The organism is Actinomadura sp. NPDC048032, from assembly GCF_040653175.1.
Taxonomy (GTDB): domain Bacteria; phylum Actinomycetota; class Actinomycetes; order Streptosporangiales; family Streptosporangiaceae; genus Spirillospora; species Spirillospora verrucosospora.
The window spans coordinates 1-19,640 of sequence record NZ_JBEZJP010000125.1; the positions used below are offsets into that span (position 1 = coordinate 1).

Below are 19,640 nucleotides of genomic sequence, written 5' to 3' on the forward strand. Positions count from 1 at the left end.
GCGGCGCGGATCGTCCGGGCGGCCAGGGTCATCCAGATCGGGCAGACGACCCAGGTCAAGGACGAGAAGAACAGCTCGGTGACGCAGTCCCAGGTTCCGATCACCTTCGCGCTGAGCGCGCAGGACAGCCTCAAGCTCACCCGCGAGGAGAGCTTCGCGACGAAGATCAGGCTCGCCCTCATCGGCGGGTCCGGAACCGGCCTGGACGGCACCCGGCTCCCGCCGGTCTGCGAAACGCTTCCGGCGAGGTGAGACCGGTGAACATCCACGTCCTCCTCGGCGTCGAGGACCGCGATCTCGCCGCCTCCCTCAGCGGGCAGTTCCGCGAGATCCCCGACATCGAGCTCGTCGCGGTCGAGACGACGTCCAACCATCTGGCGGGGACGGTCGCGACGACCCCGAACCTCGACGTCGTGCTGGTGCACCAGGGGCTCGGGCCGCTGCCGGCGCTCGACCTCATCCGCGACCTGGTGATCCGCCAGCCCCAGCTCGCCGTCATCCTGATCGCCGACGACGCGACGGCCGAGATGCTGGCGGCGGCGATGGCGGCCGGCGCGCGCGGGGTGATCTCCAACGAGCCGACCCTGTCGGAGCTGCAGAACCGCGTCCAGCAGGCGTCGGAGTGGTCGCGCAGCATGCGCCGGCACTTCACCTCCGCCGAGATCCCCGGCCGGCCGGGCCGGATGGCCAGGCTGGTCACGCTCACCGGCGCGAAGGGCGGCGTCGGCACGACCACGCTGGCGATCCACCTCGCCATCGCCGTGTCCAGTGCGGGGCGGACGGTGTGCCTGGTCGACATGGACCTGCAGAACGGCGACATCCCGGGCTACCTCGACGTCCAGCACCGGCACAGCCTCGCCGACCTCGCCGCGGCCGCCGGCGACCTCGACGGAGCGGTCGTGGCCGAGGCGCTGTTCGTCCACCCGGCCGGACCGCACCTGCTGCTCGCGCCCGCGCACGGCGAGGACGCGGAGGAGATCTCGGCCCGTGCCGTGTGGCAGATCCTGACCGTCATCCGGTCCCGGTACGACGTGGTGATCGTGGACGGCGGCACCCATCTCGCCGACGCCAACGCGACGGCGGTGGAACTCGCGGACGAGGCCGTCATCGTCACCACCCCCGACGTGCCGGCGCTGCGCTCGGCCCGCCGGCTGGCGCAGATGTACGCGCGGCTCGCGATCCGCAAGGAGGACGAGGTGAGCGTCCTGCTCACCCGGCACGACAGGCGCAACGAGATCCAGCCCGAGCTGGCGAAGAAGATGGTCGGCTCGCCGCTGCGCGGCGTCACGGTGCCGGCGGTCTTCCGCGCGCTGGAGGAGGCGGCCAACACCGGCTCGCCGGGCGCGGTGAAGAACGCCGACTTCCGCAAGGCGATCGGCAAGGCGGCCCTGGACCTCGGGCTGCTCGACGCCGGGGGCGGGCAGGGCGCCGGCGCGGCGGCGGCGCCGGACACCGGCGACCGGGGCGAGGCCGCGATCGGGTTCGCCGGCGTCTTCCCGCTGATCCTGCTGGTCCTCGTGCTGGTGTGGCAGATCGTGCTGGTCGGGCTGACCTCCACCTACTCCAGCCACGCGGCGAACGAGGCCGCGCGGGCGGTCGCCGTGATCGGCTACGACAAGCGCGACACTCCCGAGGCGCGAGCCAACCGGGAGGAGGTGCGGCGCCGCGCGGTGGCCCGCATCAAGGGCAGGTGGAAGGACCGCGACCACCTCACGCTCGACGTCGTGGACGGCTACGCCGTGGTCACCATCGACACGCCCGTCCTGATCCCCGGGCTCCGCAGCTCGTGGGGCATCCGGACCCGAAGCAAGATCGTCTACGAGGGCGAGGGGTGAGGGACGTGGCGGCGCACGACGCCCGGCGCCGGGACGCGGGCGCGGCCGCGATCGAGTTCGCGGGCGTCCTCCCGATCGCGCTCTTCGTCATCTTCGCGGCCTTCCAGGCGTACATCTCCTTCACCACGGTGTCGCGCGTGGAGAACATCGCCCGCACCGGAGCCCGCGAGGCCGCCCAGCACTACGACCCGTCCCTCTGCGTCGAGTACGCGAACCGGGTCAGGCCCTACTGGCTGAACGACTACAAGATCGATGGAGGGCGGACCGAGGTGGCGGGAGCCGACGCCGTGTACTGCCATGTCGAGGCCAAGCTGCCGCTGCTGTTCAAGGGGGTCCCCTTCGACTACACCGTGAACCGCACCGTCACCATGCCGCTGGGATAGCCGATGGCACTCAAGGACCGTCTCGACGACGACCGGTCGTCCAACGACCGGATGAGCAAGAGCACCGTCCAGCACTGGCGGCAGCGCCTGCTGGAGGAGGTCAACCTCGACGAGCTGGCGCGGCTGACGATGGCGCAGCGGCGGGCCCGGCTGGAGAAGGTCGTCGGCCTGCTGGTGACGCGGGAGGGCCCGGTGCTGGCGGCCGGGGAGCGCGCCAACCTGATCCGCCGGGTGGTGGACGAGGCCCTCGGCCTCGGCGTGCTGGAGCCGCTGCTCGCCGACCCGACCGTCACCGAGATCATGGTGAACGGCCCGGACTCGATCTTCGTGGAGCGGGCGGGCCGGGTCCACCGGCTGGACGCGGGGTTCGCCAACGAGGACCAGCTGTACCAGACCATCGACCGGATCGTGGCCCAGGTGAACCGGCGGGTGGACGAGTCGAGCCCGATGGTGGACGCCCGGCTGCCCACCGGCGAGCGCGTCAACGTGATCATCCCGCCGCTGTCGCTGGTCGGCCCGATCCTCACGATCCGCCGGTTCCCGCGCTCCTACAGCATCGAGGAGCTGGTCTCGATGGGCTCCATGGACCAGGCCACCGGCATGCTGCTGGCCGCGTTCGTGCGCGCCCGGCTCAACCTGGTCATCGCCGGCGGCACCGGCACCGGCAAGACCACCATGCTGAACGCGCTGTCGGCGTTCGTGCCCGAGTCCGAGCGCATCGTCACCATCGAGGACTCGGCGGAACTGCGGCTCAAGCAGGAGCACGTGCTGTCGCTGGAGTCGCGTCCGGCCAACATCGAGGGCAAGGGCGCGATCACCATCCGCGACCTGGTGCGCAACGCGCTGCGCATGCGGCCCGACCGGATCATCGTCGGCGAGGTCCGCGGCGGCGAGACGCTGGACATGCTCCAGGCGATGAACACCGGCCACGACGGCTCGCTGGTGACCGTGCACGCCAACTCCACCGAGGACGCGGTGTACCGGTTGCAGACGCTGGCCAGCATGAGCGACGTGCGGCTGCCGTTCGAGGCGATCCGCGACCAGATCGGCAGCGCCGTCGACGTGATCGTGCAGCTCAACCGGGGCCCGGACGGGTCGCGGCGCATCGTCGAGGTGGCGATGCTGGAGCACGCCCGGCGCGGCGAGATCACCACGCGTCCCGTGATGCGGTTCGAGTCCGATCCGATCGGCGCGGACCGGGTGGTGCGCGGGCGCTTCCGGCCGGTCCCGCTGCCGCGGGACCTGCTGACCAGGCTCTTCCACGCCGGGGAGAGCGTGCCGCCCGCGTTCGCCGGCGCGCCGTCCCCGAACGGGACCGCGCATCCCGGTGGCCGCCCCCGAGGGGAGCAGTCCCGATGACCCTTCCACTTCCGGTGATCCTGGCGATGCTGGCCGCCGTCCTCGCCCTGGCGACCTGGGGCATCGGCGACCTGGTCGCGGGCTGGGGGCAGCAGCGCCGGCTGGTCGCGCGCTCCGAGGTCGGCGGCGACGGCGACCGCGTCGACGGCCTGCTGGGGCGGCTGGACGTCGCCCTGCGGCGCACCGCGGTCGGGCAGGCGCTGGCCCGGCGGCTCGCGGCCTCGGGGATGCGGATGCGGGTGTCCACGCTCGTGCTGCTGATGGCGGGCAGCGGCCTGGCGGCGATCGTGCTGATCAGCCAGTGGATCGCGCCGGTGTTCGGGGTGGCCGCCGCGATCGGCGTCGGCTTCGCCTTCCTCGCCTACCTGCGCCGCAAGGAGGACCGCCGGCGCGAGGCGTTCATCGCCCAGCTGCCCGAGCTGGCCCGGGTGCTGGGCAACGCCACGCACGCCGGGCTGGTCATGCGCACCGCCATCGAGATCGCCGCCGACGAGCTCGCCGATCCGGCCGGGGAGGAGGTGCGGCGCACCGCCGACGCGCTGCGCCTCGGCCAGTCGGTGGAGGACGCGCTGCGCGACCTCGGCGGGCGGCTGCCGTCCCGGGAGCTCGGCGTGCTGATCAGCACCCTGCTGGTGTCGGCGCGGGCGGGCGGGTCGCTGGTCACCGCGCTGCGCACCATCGCCAGCACCCTGGAGGAGCGCAAGGAGACCCGCCGCGAGGTCAAGACGATCATGGGTGAGGCGGTGGTGACCAACTGGGTCGTCGGCGGGTTCAGCGTGGTCGGCGTCATGATGATCAACTTCATGGTGCCGGGGGCCCTGCGCACCATGAGCGAGCACCTCGGCGGGCAGGTCATCCTCGCCGCGGCGGCCGCGATGTTCGTGGTCGGCCTGGTCGTCATCGGCCGGATCACCCGGATCGACGTGTGAGGCGGTGGACGAACAATGATCATTCTGGCCATGGCGGGCGCCGCGGCGCTGTGCGTCATCCTGGCCGCGTGGGGGTTCGGGCTGGTGGCCGCGGGCCAGCGGGTCGCCGCCTCGGCGGTGCCCGAGCCTCCCAAGGCGGACAAGAACGAGGTGTTCATCCTCGACGCCATCGCGGACCGGGTGGGGCGGCCGTTCACCGGCGCGGCGATGGAGCTGCTCAGCCCGTGGCGGGCGGCGATCCGCAGACGGATCGACGCGGCGGGCCGTCCCGGCGGCATCACCGTCGAGGGCTACGCGCGCCGGACCGCGGGTTACGCCGTCTTCTTCCTCACCTTCGCGCTGCTGCTGGCCCTGAACGGGCATCCGCTGTACGGCGCCGTCTGCCTGATCGGCTGCCTGCAGAACGAGTTCGTCATGTACGGCAAGAGGGTGGCCAGGCAGGACGAGATCCAGCGCTCCATGCCCGACTTCCTCGACGTGCTGGCGGTCACCGTCAGCGCCGGTCTGAGCTTCCGCCTGGCGCTGCACCGCGTCGCCGAGAGCATGCCGGGCGCGCTGGCCGACGAGTTCATGGTGGCGCTGCGCCAGATGGAACTGGGCACGCCGCGCCGTGAGGCCTTCGAGGACCTGCGCGACCGCAACAACTCCGAAGCGGTCAACCAGTTCGTGACGGCGCTGCTCCAGGCGGAGGAACTGGGCGCGCCGCTCACCACGGCGATGATGGACATCGGCAACGACATGCGCCGCGAGTCGGCGCAGTGGGCCAAGCGCAAGGCGCAGCGCACCACACCGAAGATCACGGGGATCACTCTGGGGCTGACCCTGCCGGCGCTGATGCTCGTGGTCATGGGGGCCGTCTACTACGGGTCGGGAGTGGGGGCCGGTGGTGGGCTCTTCGGCAACTGACCACGTCTTACCCACAGGGGGCATGATGGGCGACGCGCCGGCACCGCTGGGCGGCACCCGGGCCGCGGCCTGGGAGCGGCCCGTCCAGGGGGAACTGACCGAGCAGGTCGGCGGAGCCTTCCAGATGCTCCTGCAGATCCGCATGTTCATCGCGGCGGTGACGCTGTCGCTTGTCCCGCTCGAAGTCGAGTACCTGGACGTCTTCCTTCTCGTCCTGACGGTGGCGCTGCTGTCCTGGCTGGCCGGGCGGTACTGGCGCTACGTCGCCCCCCGCCTCGCGCGCCACCCTCTGCTGTTCGCGCTCGACATGGCCGCCTCGTTCACCGTGCTCGGCCTTGGCGGCACGTCCGGCCCCTACCTGCTGGCGACCGTCGCCACCGCCGCCCTCGCGGGCCTGCTCTACCACTGGCGCGGCATGCTGACGGTGGCCGGGCTCCAGACCCTCTGCTACTACGTCACGTTCGTGTTCACGATCGACTCCGCGCCGGACGCGCAGCCCCCGACCTTCCAGGACGTCCTGGGGCAGCCGCTGTGCTACCCGCTCGCGGGGTTCGCCGGGGTGGCGCTGCGCCGCCTGCTCGACGCCAACGCCGAGCAGGAGTCGGCCCGGCGGCTGGCCGAGGTGAAGGCGGCCGCGGCGGAGGAACGCGCCCGCCTGGCCCGCGAGATGCACGACTCGCTGGCCAAGACCCTGCGCGGCATCGCCCTGGCCGCCACGGGGCTGCGCGTGTGGGTCGAGCGGGACCGGGACCGGGCGCTGGACGAGGCCGACCGGATCGCCACCGCCTGCCAGGTCGCCTCCCAGGAGGCGCGGAGCCTGCTGTCGGAGCTGCGCCGCGACACGATCCCGCGCTCGCTGTCGCAGGTGGTCGCCGAGACAGCGCGGGACTGGTCCGACGCCGCGGGCGTCCCGGTGGTGTGCGAGATCGCCCCGGACATCGATCTGCCCTTACGGGTGCGGCACGAGGCCGTGGCGATCCTGTCCGAGGCGCTGACCAACGTCGAGCGGCACGCCGGAGCCGGCTCGGTGCGGGTCCGGCTGGCCCGCGGGGACGGCGAGGTGCGGCTGACGGTGTGCGACGACGGAGCGGGATTCCGCCCGCCCGAGCTCACCGCGCTGGCGCGGGAGGGCCACTACGGCCTCATCGGCCTGCACGAGCGGGCCCAGCGGGTCGGCGGCGTGGTGAAGATCCTTTCGACCCGGGGGAAGGGCACCACCGTTCTGGTCCGGCTGCCCATCGACGAACGAGCGCACCGATTGGCCGAGGTGAGTTGAACGATGGCCCGAGTCGTGGTGGTCGACGACAATGTCGTCGTGCGGTCCGGATTAGTGTCGCTGCTGGAGGCCTCGGGCATCGAGGTGGTGGGCGAGGCCGGCGACGGCCGGACCGCGATCGAGATCGTCGAGCGGGTGCGGCCCGACCTGGTGCTGCTGGACGTGCAGATGCCGCTGGTCGACGGCGTCACCGCCGCGCAGACGCTGAGCCGCCTCACGAGGGTGATCATGCTGACCTACACCGAGGATCCGCGGATCGTGCGGGAGGCCATCGGCAACGGCGCCTCCGGCTACCTGGTGCACGGCCAGTTCTCCGCGCAGAAGCTGGCCGACGCGGTGCACGGCGCGCTGCGCGGGGCGAACCCCCTGTCGGAGGCCGCGGTGTCGGCTCTCGTGGGGGCGTTACGCGAGGTCTCCGCCCGTCCTGAGCCGCCGGGCGCCGACGGCGACGCCGAACCCGGCGGGGAGCCGCGCGACGACACGCCCGCGGCGTCCGGGCCGTCGGGATCGTCCGGGCCGGCCGGAGCGCCGTCCGACGACGGCGAGCGGCGGGTCGCGCGGTTCGGGCTCTCCGCCCGGGAACTGGACGTGATGCGCCTGATCGTGCAGGGCAGGACCAACGTCGAGATCGCCGGCCACCTGTTCCTGGCGGAGAAGACCGTGAAGAACCACGTGAACCGGATATACGCGAAACTCGGCGTCACCTCCCGCGCCGCCGCCATCGCGCAGTGGATGGGAACCGCGGGGGAGGACACCCGGTGACCGCGTCCGGGAATTCCCGCCCCTTAGGTCCGAGGGCCCTATCGGAATTGGGTCCGCGCCGGGTCCGTGATTGGGTCGACGGACCCTGGGAGGGCACCGCCGATTTCCGTAATGTTCCAGTCAATGGAGCAGATGGAAACGGCGGTCAGGAGGCAGAAAATGAGCCCGATCCTTCCCCTGTACGTGCACACCGAGACTTTCATGCGGAATCGTGCCGACGACGTCCAGGACTTCGTCCGGACCCGGATCGCGCGCATCCGCGACGCGGAGGACCGCGGGGCCAGCGCGATCGAGTACGCCGGCCTGGTGCTGATCGCGGGCATCATCATCGTCTTCCTCATCACCGCCGCCAAGTCGACCATCAAGCCGAAGGTCGAGGGGGCCATCAACGAGATCTTCGGCGGCGGCGGCGACGGCGGGGACCCGAAGAAGAAGTAACGCCTCGACTGACCGCGGTCGCCGAGCTGCGGCGCACTCGACAGGGAGAGCCACCGGAGGGTGGCTCTCCCTGTCTTTTTCATGTGGATTATCCATTCCGTGTGACGGGAGCAGACAGATGTTCGAACCTGGCCGGGGACATTCTTGGGGCTTTCGAGCCGGAGTGGGCGCGGCCGCCCTTCTCCTGGCCCTGTCCGCTTGCGGCGGTGGCGACGACGGTTCCGACCCGCCGAAGAAGACCGGCGGACCGGCCGGCAAGGCGCCCGGCACCGGAATCTCGGTGCCCATGGCGCACCGTGCGGGGCCCGCGCACGTGGAGCTCCTCGCGTTGAGCCGGACCTCCGGCAGCGCCGTCACCGGGCAGTTCCGCATCGTCAACGACGGACAGAGCCAACTGAACCTGCATATCAGCCTTTTCGAAGGCGGCCGTGAGGGCGACATCCGAAGTCTGGAGGCCAACGGCATCGGATTACTCGACGGCGCGGGCGGCAAGCTCTACATGCCGTTGAGGAAGGCCGACGGCACCTGCCTGTGCTCCTCACTCGCCGACAAGGAACTCGCCCCCGGCGCCTCGCTGGACGTCTACGCCGTGTTCCCCGCGCCGCCCGCCGGGGTGAACAGGGTGACGGTGACGCTTCCGCTGACGGTGCCGATGCAGGACGTCCCGCTCTCCAACGGCCCCGTCCGGGCGCTGCCGGACCAGACCGATCCGGCCTCGGTGTCGCTGGCGTCGCCGCGCATCCTCACCGTGGCGGGAGTCGCCGAAGGCGACGAGCAGTCCGTGGACGACGACGGCGACAAGCGGGCCGTGCGGTTGTCGTCGGACGTGCTGTTCGCGCTGAACAAGGCCGATCTGACCCCGCAGGCCGACAAGCTCCTGCGCGGCGTGGCCAAGCAGATCGACGCCTCCCGGGGGAGCACGGTCAAGGTCGACGGCTACACCGACTCCAGCGGCAACGACGCCATCAACCAGCCGCTGTCCGAGCGGCGCGCCAAGGCCGTGGCCGACCGGCTCAAGCAGCTCGTCACCCGCACCGGCGTGACCTTCCAGACCGCCGGGCACGGATCGGCCGACCCCGTGGCCCCGAACGACACCGAGAGCGGTCGCCGCAAGAACCGGCGGGTCACCGCGAGCTTCACCATGCCTTCCCCGCCGGCCGCTCCGGCGGGCGGGCGGCCCTACCGCTGGGCGCCCGGCAAGCCGGCCTCGTCCAAGACGGCCGCCTTCACCGCGGCGGAGGCCAGGAACCTCCAGGTGGAGGTGAACTCCATGCACCGCGATCCCGCGGGCCTGACCACCTTCGTCTGGACGCTGCGCAACAACGGCCGGTCCCAGGCGGACGTGGGCTCGGCGTTCCAGCTGGACCTCCAGTACAACGGCAGGCTGAGCCCCGTGTCGCAGAGCACCGACGGCATCTCCATCCGCGACACGGCCGGCGACGTCTGGTACTACCCGCTGCGCGCGTCGAGCGCCGAGTGCGTCTGCACCTCCCTGCCCCGGGCCGACGCCAAGAAGGTCCTCGCCCCCGGCGAGAGCGTGACCTACGCGGGCGTCTACCGGCTTCCTCCCGAGGCCCGGACCGTGGACATCGACTTCCCCTGGTCCGGCCAGGAGGGGCTCCGCATGACGGGCGTCGCGGTCAGGTAGCCGACACGGACCGGCGTGGTCCGCGCGGCCCGCGAGGCCGCACGGACCACGCCCGTCAGCGGCGGTTCATCTTCAGCAGCTCGAACAGGGCGGAGTGGGCGTCGGTCCACACCGGGCCGCCGCCGCGGATCCCGTGCCAGCGGGTGGAGCGGGCGGCGAGAGGACGCAGGTCGTCCGCCGACCGGGCCATCGCCACCCACTCGGACGAGAACGACAGCCTGTCGCCCTTCGGGGCGGTGTCCGACGCGGTGAGCGTCGCCATCCCGGCCGCCCGGCCGGTCGCGCCCAGCATGGGGGCCAGCTCCAGGTTGCGGTTCGACACGTTGAAGACCAGGACGCCGCCGGGCGCGAGCTTGGCGGCGTACAGCCCGATGGCCTGCCGGGTGAGCAGGTGGGTCGGCACCGCGTCGGAGCTGAAGGCGTCCAGAAGGATCATCCCGTACGAGCGGTCCGGTGCGCGCTGGAGCTCCAGGCGGCCGTCGCCGACGATGGTCCGCACGCGGCAGGGGCAGTCGCGAAGGTAGGTGAAGTAGCGCGGGTCGCGGGCGATGCGGACCACCGCCGGGTCGATCTCGAAGAAGTCCATCCGCTGGCCCGGGCGACCGTACGCGGCGAGACCGCCTGCGCCGAGCCCCACGACGGCCACCCGGCCGGACCGCGGCCCCGCGCCGTACGCGGCGAACACGTCGCCGATCGGCCCGCGCCGCGCGTAGTACGAGACCGGCGTCATGCGCTGCCCGGGCGCGCGCAGCTGGAAGCCGTGGACGGTCGTCCCGTGCACGAACGTGGCCCGCTCGGGGGTGAGCCGCACCTGGTACTGCCCGAAGAACGTGCGCTCCCGGTCGATGCTGTGCGACTGCTTGACCGTGAACGGGACCAGCACCGCCGCCACCGCCACGGCCGCCAGTACACGGGGCCGCCGGACGATCAGCAGGATCCAGGACGCGGCGAGCGCGAACCCGGCGCAGCGCAGGGCCGTCGTGTCCATGAAGCACAGCAGCAGCGCGGCGAGCGGCGCGGTCACCAGGAACGCCCACCGGGTGGGCGCGGACCCCGGGATGCTCCGCGCCGGCCACCGCGCTGCCAGGGGCAGGAGGCCGAGGCTTGCCACGACCACCGGCAGTTCGGCGGTCCAGTTGAACACCAGCGGGGCCACGATGCCGTTGAACAGGCCGCCGAGCGCGCCGCCGACCGAGGTGACGAAGAAGAACTCCGTCAGCTGCCGGGGCGCCGGCCGGTCGGCGGCCAGCAGGCCGTGGCAGGTGAGGCCCGCCAGGGCGAGCAGCGCCAGGTCGAGGGCGATGGCCGCCGGGGCGTATCCGATGCCTCCTCTGATCAGCGTCCAGGGCAGCACGACCGCGGCGATCGCCGACGCGACCACCGCTGCGGGCAGCCGGCGATGCGTGCGCAGGGCGAACGCCACGATGAAGGTGACCAGGTACAGCGCCAGCGGGATCACCCACATCAGCGGCACGGGCGCGATGTCGGTGGACATGTGCGCCGTGACGCCCAGCATGAGCGAGGACGGCACGAACGCGAGGAACAGCCAGCGCCCGCGGCGGCGCCATCCGATGGGCTCCTCCCCCGCGTCCTGAGCGGCGGTCTCCTCCGCGGGCCCGGTCTCGGGAGCCTCGCTCTCGGGAGCGCCGGCCGCGCCGGGCCGGACCGCCCGGCGGACCACCACCGCGCACGCGGCCATCAGCGTCACGAAGACGCCGTAGCCGATCGCCCACCAGGTCGCCTGCCCGCCCACCTCGGCCGCCGGCTCGATGAAGAGCGGGTAGGACAGCAGCGCCAGCAGGCTTCCCGTGTTCCCGGCCGCGTAGAGGAAGTACGGGTCGCCGGAGCGCGGCAGGTCGGACCAGGAGTACCAGCGCTGGATCAGCGGGCTGGTCGCCGCGACCGCCGTGAACGGCGCGCCGACCATGACGGTCAGCACCAGCAGCAGCCACAGCGCGGGGGGAGCGGACGCCGGGGCCCCCGCCCATTCCGGCGCGGCGATGGGAAGCAGCGGGAGCGGCAGCAGAATGAGGACCGCGTGGAGGATCGGCTGCTTTCTCGCGCCCAGCCGCTGAGCGAAATGCGCATATCCGTAACCGAGCAGCAAGGCCCCCTGAAAGAACAGCACCGCCGTGTTCCACACCATCGGCGATCCGCCGTAGGCCGGCAGGATCATCTTGGTGACCATCGGCTGCACCACGAAGAGGAGGCCGGCCCCGACCAGGCTGGCCAGGGTGTAGATCCCGACCAGGGCGGGCAGCCGCCACCGTCCGCTCCGCGCTGCCCGCTCGCTCCGGCTCGGGGACTCGACGACGACGCTCAACTGCGCGCTCCTCGCGGTAGATCGGTGTCCGCATGCGGCGGTATTCGTCGATGAAGACCTCTCCGCGGCCGAGCGTAACTGTGCCCAGGACTCATTTTTGAGGGCCCGGAGACCCAAATGCGACGCGGTTTATCAGGGGTGGAGAACCTGGGTCCGCGGGCCTAGCGGAACCACTCCGAGCAAGGGTGAGGAGTCGGCCGGGGCCGGCGGGCGGCGGCGGAACGGGCCGCCTCGCTCAGCGGTCGAGGCCCCAGCGGTAGATCACATCGCGGCCGCGGGTCAGCCATGTTCCGTCGCCGAACGGCACGGCCGGGGTGAGGTCGTCGAGGTGGCTCTCCTCGGGGTAGGCGACCATCCCCAGCGGGCGTCCGGATCTCACCAGCCAGTGGCTGGACGGGCGCCACCGCTCCGCTCCGAAGAGCTCGGTCTCGATCTCGTCGTAGGCGTCCTCCAGTTCGAGGAGCAGGAGATCGTCGCTCAGATGGCCACCGCTGTGGCCGGTGATATCGGGGGCGATGTGCACCGGTTCCGTGTCCCGTTCGGAGGCGAGGAGGTCGGCGCAGGTGACCACGGTGGCGGTGTCCTTCCCGCGGGCGGAGTGCCACCGCACGTCGGTGGTGTCGCCGCCGTCGCTCAGGCCGACGGTGACGAACCCCGAACCGGAAGGGTCGCCGTCCAGGAGTGCGCGGTCCGCGGCGTGCGAGACCGCTCCGCCGGAGCCGACCCGGAAGGTCATCGCTCGGGCGGCGACGCGGAGGCCCACCGCTAAGGGGCGTGCGTCAGGCCCTAAGGCGAGGTCGACCGAACGCTGACGGCCGCCGGCCGGGACGACCAGCCGGTCGAGTTCGTCGCCCGCGACGCTGAAGAGCGCCAGGTCGATCGCGTCGTTCGGGTCCGCGCCACCGGCGGGGACGGCCAGCCACACCCGCGGCTCGGCTCCGGGCGGCCGGACCCAGCGCACGTAGCGGACGGGGTTGCCGGCCGGGCCCGTGCACGGGCGTTCCCACAGCAGGGTCCCGTCCCGGGTGACGAGCCGGTAGGAGTTCTCGTCCACGAGCACGGCGTGGGACAGGTCCGGGGCGACCGGACCGGCCCCGATGATCGGTCGTCCCCTCGCGCGACCGGGGAAGAAGGCCACCGGCTCGGCGGACCGGGCGCCTTCCGCCGTCATGTCATGGACGGCCAGGCCCTTCTCGGTGCGGACGAGCAGGCGCGGCACGGGACCGGTGCGATCGATCACCCCGGCTCCGCTGCCCAGGAGCCTGGCGTTCTTCGTGCGGTACACGAGCAGAAGCCGTGGACGGATCACTCTGCCTACCTCCTCCCGGCGGCGCCCGCCGCCGAAGACGATGCTCGGGGACCACGACTCGCCCCCACCGTGCCACACCCCGAATCGGCGGCACGGTGAGGCCGTCATGGCGGATTCAATGCCTTGACCGGATCGGGATACATGGTGTAGAGGTACGGTTTCCCGTTCGCGTCCAGCTTGTAGATCGCGCGGATCGTCGCGTTCTGGAAGTTGATCGCCTTGAACTGCGCGGGGTCGGCGGCGTTGCGGTACCACCCCTTCATCCGGCTCGCCGCCCCGGCCGGCAGGTCGTTGATCGAGAGCTCCACCGCCTGCGTGCCGCTCGGGGGGAAGGTCGTGAGCTTCGCCCGGGCGGCGCCCTCCGCCAGCGCGAAGTCGAGCGGGTCGCTGAACTTGGTGGAGAAGGGCCCGACCTTGTGCGTCCCGCCGGTGATGGCGTCGGTGTTGTCGAGCGTGCCGTCCGGACGGCGGGGGTTCGGGTTCATGGGGTCGACCTTGGTGGCGTTGTCGCCCTTGACGTACCCCTGGTAGTTGCTGGTCGGGCCGTAGAGCTGCGGTGTCCCGTCCGGGTGGTACTTGGGCTCGCCCAGACGGAGCCTGATGCGGTCGTCGGGCGGGTCGAGGTGGCGCTGGACGCCATGGGCGCCGGGCCCCGCGTTGCGGAGCTGCGCGATCTTCTTCAGGGCGGCCTCGCGCAGGGCCTGGTCGACCCTGGTCTTGCTCGCGTCGGCCTTCTCGCACGGAGTCGGCGCGGCCGCCCGCACCTGGACGGCGAGTCCCCGCGCGCCGCGGAGGACCGGCAGCGTCAGCGCGCCCGCGGGGGCCGTGAGGGATCCCCCGCGGGGCGGGCCTAAGGCCCCGGGTTTGCAACCGGCCGCCCGCTTGGCGTCGTCGGCCTTCCGTTTCGCCTCGTCGGCGGCCTTGCGCGCGCCGACCAGATCGCCGGACTTGGCGGCCTTGCCGGCGCGTTCCGCGGCGCCGGCCGACTCCTCGGCCAGCTTGCCGGCCTTGCCGAGCTTCGAGGCGGCCCTGCCCAGCCTGCCCAGCTTGCCGATCTTGCCGATGCCCTTGCCGACGTCGTAGTAGGGGATGGCCCAGGAACCGACGTTCCAGATGGTGCGGCCGGTGGCGCCGAGGTAGTTGCCGTCCTTCCACATGTCGACGGTCTCGTCGTCGACCACCATCTGGCGGAGGGCGTCCCAGGGATGCTCGAAGACGTACTTGCCGGCGTCGATGATCGTGCCGGGGTCGGTGACGAGGTCCACCAGGCCGGTGACGTCGTCGACGATCGCCTTGCCGAGGCCGTCCCACACCAGTTGCTTGATGCCGGTGCCGAGGCCGCTGAAGAAGTTGCCGACCTGGTCACCGAAGCCTTGGGTGACCGCTTGCAGCGGCGACAACCCGGTGTACGCCTGGTTCCAGCCGGGCCCACCGCTGCCGTTGCCGCCGTTGCCGCCGTTGCCGGTTCCGCCGTCGGTTCCGGTTCCGCCGTCAACGCCGTTCCCGCCGTTCCCTCCCTCGGTGCCCTGGCCCGTGCCGCCGTCCGGATTCCCCGTCCCCCCGTCGAGGCCGTTCCCTCCCCCGCCTTCGGGTGACACGCAGCCGTCGCCCTGGAACACCTTGCAGATCGCGCCCCTGGTTCTGGGCGAGACCACGTTGGGAATGGACATGGCCAGCAGCCCGACGATGATCGCGGACGCGACGAGCACCAGGCTCGCGTACTCGATCGCGGAGGCGCCGGAATCCTTTTTTCGGCCCTGCCAACGACCGCACCACATCGCGCGAACCCCCGATACCCCGTGCATATCAAGATTGATGAGAGTAGACGGAGTTCTTCGGTGGGGCTTGGGCCCTGGGACCTAATTAAGTGGCCGGTGGTTAATGCCGCGCCCCCATGGGCGGCACATGGCACACCGAGGCTGGGTCCGCAGGCCCAGAACCGCACGGAAATGCCAGGACTTCACGATCGGGCGGGGCCCGAGGGCCCTGGGGATTGCCCCGTTAAATGTTTACCGTGCTGAAGTATGCGCGCTGTGCTTTCGGCCTGGTTCTCGGCCGCGCTCGTGGCGGCACTCGCGGTCTGCACGCTGAAGGTGACGGCCCCCGCGATCGAGCGCGGCGAACCCGTCGACGAGTACGCCCAGGTCCTGCGGGTCCACCTGCCCTGGCTGCTGTTCTGCACCTTCATGGCCGTCACCGCCGGCAGCTACGTGCGCGACCGGGACGGCGGCCGCGGCCGGGTCCTCGCCGCGCTCCCCGTCCCCCTGCTCGGCAGTCTCGCCGCCGCCGTCCTCGGCATCCCGTTCTCCGACACCGCGGTCGGCCTGATCCTCCATCTCATCGAGGCGGTCCTCGGCGTCGCTCTCGGACTGGCCCTTTCCAGAACCCTTTCCCGGCGCTGGGCGGCCGAGGCCGCGGAAGCCCGGGAACACCGCGGCCGGCGAAAGGCCCGCCGGTGAGCGGTGGACCGGAATTGGGCGCCTGAAAAGGTCTGGGGGCGCGGCCGCCCGCGGCCGAAGCGGGCCGGCGGGCCGCCCGCGCCATTCCTCATTGGGCCTCAGGGCCCTGTCTTCCCGATCAACGGCTCCTTAGAGTTCTCCGGGGGTCATGGGGCCGATCTCGTGAAGATGGGGCGCAGATGCTGCGACGGATCAGATCCGCTGGCGGACACGGGGGCGACGCGGGGGTCGCCACGTCGGTCCTGGTCATGGGCGTGGCCATCATGCTCGCCGGCGGCTTCCTCATGTTCGGCCGGATCGCCCAGGCGGGCGACATGCGGAACCAGGCGCAGATCGGCGCGGACGCGGCGGCGCTCGGCACCCTCGCGCCGCTCCGCGACAAGGCCGTCGACCAGTTGGTCGGGTGGGGCCGCGACCCGTCGTCGGTCGGCTACTGGATGGTGGACTCCCCGCCCGAGAAGGTCGCGGAGAAGTACGCGGACAAGAACGAGTCCCGTGCGACCAGGGTGCGGTTGAGCGGGATGCTGGGCTACACGGCCATGGTGGAGGCCGCCACGAAGCTCTGCCAGCTCAAGCAGGAGGACGAGCTGACCGAGAAGGAGAAGGACGATCTCCGGAACGGTCGGAACCTGTGCACCGACAGGGCGGGGAAGAAGGGCATCGGCCGTTCGGGGACGGCGCGGGCCGTCGCGAGGATGATCCCGCCGCAGTGCGAGTACAGGACCGGGCCGGGCCCGGAGGGCTCCACGGGCAGCGGACCGGTCGTGGAGATCACGTGCGGCGACCGCCACGTCCGGGCCTTCCCCAACGGCGACCGGGCGGCCATCACCCGGCTGTTCAAGATCAGGCTGGTCGACGACGAGGACCCCGTCGCCTACACCGGCGCGCCCGACGGGCTGAGCGGCGGCAGCGGCGCGGTCGTGTCCGAGTGCGCGAAGACCGGCAAGAAGCCGGCGGAGGACCTCGAGTTCGGCGCCGCGGTGGTGGCCTGGTCGCTGTGCTGGCTGGGCACGCCGTACGCGTGGGGCGGCGGCAACTACAGCGGGCCCACCAGGGGCATCTGCTGCTCCCCCGGCGGTTATGACGGGCGCCTCTACTTCGGGTTCGACTGCAGTGGGCTGACGCTGTACGCGGTGTACCAGGCGTCCCGGGGGCGGATCGCGCTCGGGCACTACACCGGCGACCAGGTCAGCGACCCGCGCGGAAGCTATGTGCCGACGAATGCGCTCAAGCCCGGCGACCTCCTGTTCTTCGGCGCGCCCCCGCATCACGTCGCCATTTATTACGGGGACGGGAAGATGGTGGAGGCTCCGCAGACGGGGGACGTCGTGAAGATATCCCCTCTGCGACCGGTGACCTCGGCCCGCCGATTCGGCTGAGCGCCTTCGGCAGGGGCCTATAGCACATCGGGCCCCCACCCGGGTCCGCAGGCCCTGGAAGTCGGGAAAAGGCCGGTCTACCGTTCCCGGCATGCGTGAGGGATCGCGCCGAAACGTCGGCGCACAATGGCGGGACGCCGGAGCCAGTGCGATCGAGTACGCGGCGTTGGTCGGCATCGGATCGATCCTTATCGGCATGCTCGTGCTGATGATGCCCAATCCCGTCCTCCCGGCGGCGAAGAAGGCGATCTGCGAGATCTTCGGCTCCGGCTGCGAGGCGCCGGAGTACGACTACAAACCTCCGGCTTCGGCGTGCGTCACCGGCTCCGACTCCAGGAAGGTCGGTTATTCGATCACCGCCTTCTCCGTGAAGTTCGGGCAGAACTTCCAGTTCGTGAAGGTCAAGTACGCCGACGGTTCGACGCGCATCACGATCGTGCCCGCCGACTACAAGCTCGGCGCGGAAGCCGAGATCGGAGCCAAGGCGCAGTTCGGCAAAGGGAGTTTCGGCGGGGATCTGGGCGCGAAGGTGGAAGGGTCCGTCAACTTCAAGTACGGCGACACCTGGGTCTTCCCCAACGACAAGGCCGCCGACGACTGGCTCGACGACGTGAAGTGGGACCTGGCGCGCAAGGAGGCGGAGAAGGTCAGCCCGGGGCTCTGGGCCTTCGACAAGATCACCGGATGGGAGCCCCGGACCCGCGACCCCGAGATCACCCAGTGGGAGGTCGGCGCCGAGGGCGTGTTCAAGGTGGCCGCCGCTCTCGGCAACCTGACCACGAGCACCTCGGGTGAGAAGAAGGTGAAGGACATGGCGACCGGACTCGAACTCGAAGGCAAGGCCGGGGACGCCGCGCTCGTCACGACGGACCGGAGCGGCTCGGCGAAGGACGGCTACCCGAAGACCACCTACACCTTCCAGGTGAAGGGGTCCATCAAGGGCGGCGCCAAGGTGCTCGGCTACGGGACGGGCGGGGAGGCCACCTACCTCGGCCAGACCAGGATGACCTTCGACAAGGACGGCAGATTAGCGAGCATCACCTGGCTCACGACGCAGGAGAGCAACTCCAACCAGAGTCTGAAGAACCCGGGGAAGAAGAACGGGAGCGGAACGGGCACCGGCAAGCAGGTGACCACCACCGCCACCACGGTCAACTTCGACGATTCGAACCGGGCGATCGGCGAGAAGTGGATCCGCGACAACTCCTTCATGATCCCGTTCCAGACGATCCGGAACGCCGTCGACGAGAACGGCTCGATCGTCTCCAAGGACCCCGGGCCCAACGCCGACCCGCTCGACCGGCTGATCTACGAGCGCGGCCTGGTCAGCAGGAACGTCTACACGGGCGAGGTGGACGAGTTCAAGATCGCGGCCGAACTGGCGGCGGAGATCAAGTTCGGGGTCGAGGGCGGCTACGAGGGGGAGAAGCAGAAGATCACCGAATCCCAGTACCTCGGCCCCCCGCAGAATGGTGAACGGACCTTCCAGCAATGGCCGGAATGCGCGAAGAACTGAGAGGGCGGCGATGGGTGCGAAGAGACTGACGACGGCGGCGGCGGGCGCTCTCGCGATCACCGCCGCGGTGGCCGGGTGCTCGTCCGGCGGGTCGGGGAAGACCCCCGGCGGATACGTCCGGGGCGACGCGAAGGTGCTCACGGTCGCCTACCCGAAGGACTGGGGGCGGGGGCCGGACGGCGGCGCCGCGCTGTCGGTGCAGTCCCCGCGGCGGACGGCCACCCTGTCGGTGGTCACCGATCTGGGCGAGCGGGGCCGTCCGGAGATGCTGGAGGCGACCATCGAGGCCGCCTCGATGATGAACGCCAGGGACTACCACCGGACGGGATCGAAGTCGATCAAGGTCGCGGGGGCGAAGGACGCCCGGCGCGTCGACTTCACCTTCAGCGGCTTCCTGGGGACGGGCGCCCCCGGGCAGGCCGCCGACGTCGGCGTGATCGGCGGGAACGGCAGGATGCACGTGGTCCGGCTGATCTGGCGGCGGGGGGAGCTCAAGGACGACGTCGTGGACGGCGTCATCGACTCGATCAGGGTGCGCTGAGATGGTCCGGATGCTGGGCGCCTGGGGCGCCGCGCTGATCGTCTGGCTGCTCGGCTTCTCGATCGTCGCGCGGCTGGCGGCGGGGGCCGGGGGCGGCGGCGAGCCGCTCTCCGACCTCGACCGGATCGTCCGTCTCGACCTGCCGTGGATCCTGGTCAGCGTGTCGATGGTCGTGGTGGCCGGCGCCGTCCAGCGGGACCGGGCGCGGCGGGTGCGCTGGCTGGCGAGCGTCCTCGCGGTGCCGCTGCTGGCCGTCCTCGCCGGGGTCGCGGCCCCGGTGGGCGGCGGCACCGACGCGCTGTCCGCGGTCCTGTACGTCGCCGAGGGAGTCGCCGGGACGGCCGGAGGCCTGGCCCTGGCCGCGCTCGTCGGCGTCGACCGCGAGGAACTCGGCGGGTACTGGTGACTCGGCGCCGGCCTGGTCTTCGTGGGCCTGGCCTGAGGACGGCCCCGCTCCGCGGCGCTTCGGGGGTCAGAAGTAGGAACCGGTCGCCCGCCGCCCAGCCGGAGCACGTTGCCGAACGGCACCGTCACCCCCTCGAACCGGGCCAGCCGGGCCGCCGCCCTCTCCTCACCG

17 protein-coding genes and 1 pseudogene are annotated in these 19,640 nt (G+C 71.5%); 15 read left to right on the forward strand and 3 right to left on the reverse strand.

Annotation, left to right across the window (positions count from 1 at the left end; genetic code table 11):
* The 10 genes and pseudogenes from AB0C69_RS18555 to AB0C69_RS18600 all read left to right on the forward strand — a co-directional run.
* Positions 1-252: pseudogene (locus AB0C69_RS18555) on the forward strand (hypothetical protein); the annotation flags it as partial.
* 5 nt (positions 253-257) lie between these two features.
* A complete protein-coding gene (locus AB0C69_RS18560) occupies positions 258-1,835 on the forward strand; it encodes an AAA family ATPase (RefSeq protein WP_360354879.1) in 1,578 nt (525 codons plus the stop codon).
* Between the two features lie 5 nt (positions 1,836-1,840).
* A complete protein-coding gene (locus AB0C69_RS18565) occupies positions 1,841-2,218 on the forward strand; it encodes a TadE family protein (RefSeq protein ID WP_345173190.1) in 378 nt (125 codons plus the stop codon).
* Positions 2,219-2,221: 3 nt separating this feature from the next.
* The gene (locus AB0C69_RS18570; protein WP_353832464.1) at positions 2,222-3,577 is read left to right on the forward strand and encodes an ATPase, T2SS/T4P/T4SS family; all 1,356 of its coding nucleotides are present in this window, start codon (positions 2,222-2,224) and stop codon (positions 3,575-3,577) included.
* Positions 3,574-4,506 (forward strand): type II secretion system F family protein, encoded by a 933-nt coding sequence (locus tag AB0C69_RS18575; RefSeq protein WP_360354882.1) that lies wholly within the window; start codon positions 3,574-3,576, stop codon positions 4,504-4,506. The genes AB0C69_RS18570 and AB0C69_RS18575 overlap by 4 nt, the downstream gene beginning before the upstream one ends.
* A 15-nt stretch (positions 4,507-4,521) precedes the next feature.
* A complete protein-coding gene (locus AB0C69_RS18580) occupies positions 4,522-5,412 on the forward strand; it encodes a type II secretion system F family protein (protein ID WP_360354885.1) in 891 nt (296 codons plus the stop codon).
* 22 nt (positions 5,413-5,434) lie between these two features.
* Complete coding sequence (locus AB0C69_RS18585) at positions 5,435-6,688, forward strand: ATP-binding protein (RefSeq protein ID WP_345173184.1); 1,254 nt, start codon at positions 5,435-5,437, stop codon at positions 6,686-6,688.
* Between the two features lie 3 nt (positions 6,689-6,691).
* Entirely contained in the window at positions 6,692-7,450 is a 759-nt protein-coding gene (locus tag AB0C69_RS18590; protein WP_360354888.1) for a response regulator, read from the forward strand.
* A gap of 159 nt (positions 7,451-7,609) precedes the next feature.
* Positions 7,610-7,888 (forward strand): hypothetical protein, encoded by a 279-nt coding sequence (locus AB0C69_RS18595; protein WP_345173181.1) that lies wholly within the window; start codon positions 7,610-7,612, stop codon positions 7,886-7,888.
* Positions 7,889-8,174: 286 nt separating this feature from the next.
* Positions 8,175-9,536: an OmpA family protein gene (locus AB0C69_RS18600; RefSeq protein ID WP_360354891.1), complete on the forward strand. Its 1,362-nt coding sequence runs from the start codon at positions 8,175-8,177 to the stop codon at positions 9,534-9,536.
* 55 nt (positions 9,537-9,591) lie between these two features.
* Here AB0C69_RS18600 and AB0C69_RS18605 read toward each other — a convergent pair whose 3' ends face one another.
* The 3 genes from AB0C69_RS18605 to AB0C69_RS18615 all read right to left on the reverse strand — a co-directional run bounded on the left by AB0C69_RS18605 (position 9,592) and on the right by AB0C69_RS18615 (position 14,946).
* On the reverse strand, positions 9,592-11,859 hold the full coding sequence (locus AB0C69_RS18605; RefSeq protein WP_360354894.1) for a fused MFS/spermidine synthase: 2,268 nt from the start codon (positions 11,857-11,859) through the stop codon (positions 9,592-9,594).
* 235 nt (positions 11,860-12,094) lie between these two features.
* Positions 12,095-13,168: a hypothetical protein gene (locus AB0C69_RS18610; RefSeq protein ID WP_360354897.1), complete on the reverse strand. Its 1,074-nt coding sequence runs from the start codon at positions 13,166-13,168 to the stop codon at positions 12,095-12,097.
* 104 nt (positions 13,169-13,272) lie between these two features.
* Entirely contained in the window at positions 13,273-14,946 is a 1,674-nt protein-coding gene (locus tag AB0C69_RS18615; RefSeq protein WP_360354900.1) for a hypothetical protein, read from the reverse strand.
* Positions 14,947-15,192: 246 nt separating this feature from the next.
* Between AB0C69_RS18615 and AB0C69_RS18620 the strand changes: the two genes are divergently transcribed.
* The 5 genes from AB0C69_RS18620 (at position 15,193) to AB0C69_RS18640 (ending at position 19,469) form a co-directional block, all read left to right on the forward strand.
* The gene (locus AB0C69_RS18620; protein ID WP_360354903.1) at positions 15,193-15,627 is read left to right on the forward strand and encodes a hypothetical protein; all 435 of its coding nucleotides are present in this window, start codon (positions 15,193-15,195) and stop codon (positions 15,625-15,627) included.
* A gap of 179 nt (positions 15,628-15,806) precedes the next feature.
* Complete coding sequence (locus AB0C69_RS18625; protein WP_360354905.1) at positions 15,807-17,006, forward strand: C40 family peptidase; 1,200 nt, start codon at positions 15,807-15,809, stop codon at positions 17,004-17,006.
* Between the two features lie 91 nt (positions 17,007-17,097).
* A complete protein-coding gene (locus AB0C69_RS18630; RefSeq protein ID WP_360354908.1) occupies positions 17,098-18,522 on the forward strand; it encodes a hypothetical protein in 1,425 nt (474 codons plus the stop codon).
* A 10-nt stretch (positions 18,523-18,532) separates the two neighbouring features.
* On the forward strand, positions 18,533-19,063 hold the full coding sequence (locus AB0C69_RS18635; RefSeq protein ID WP_360354911.1) for a hypothetical protein: 531 nt from the start codon (positions 18,533-18,535) through the stop codon (positions 19,061-19,063).
* A gap of 1 nt (position 19,064) precedes the next feature.
* Complete coding sequence (locus tag AB0C69_RS18640) at positions 19,065-19,469, forward strand: hypothetical protein (RefSeq protein WP_345173168.1); 405 nt, start codon at positions 19,065-19,067, stop codon at positions 19,467-19,469.
* The last annotated feature ends 171 nt before the right edge of the window (positions 19,470-19,640 follow it).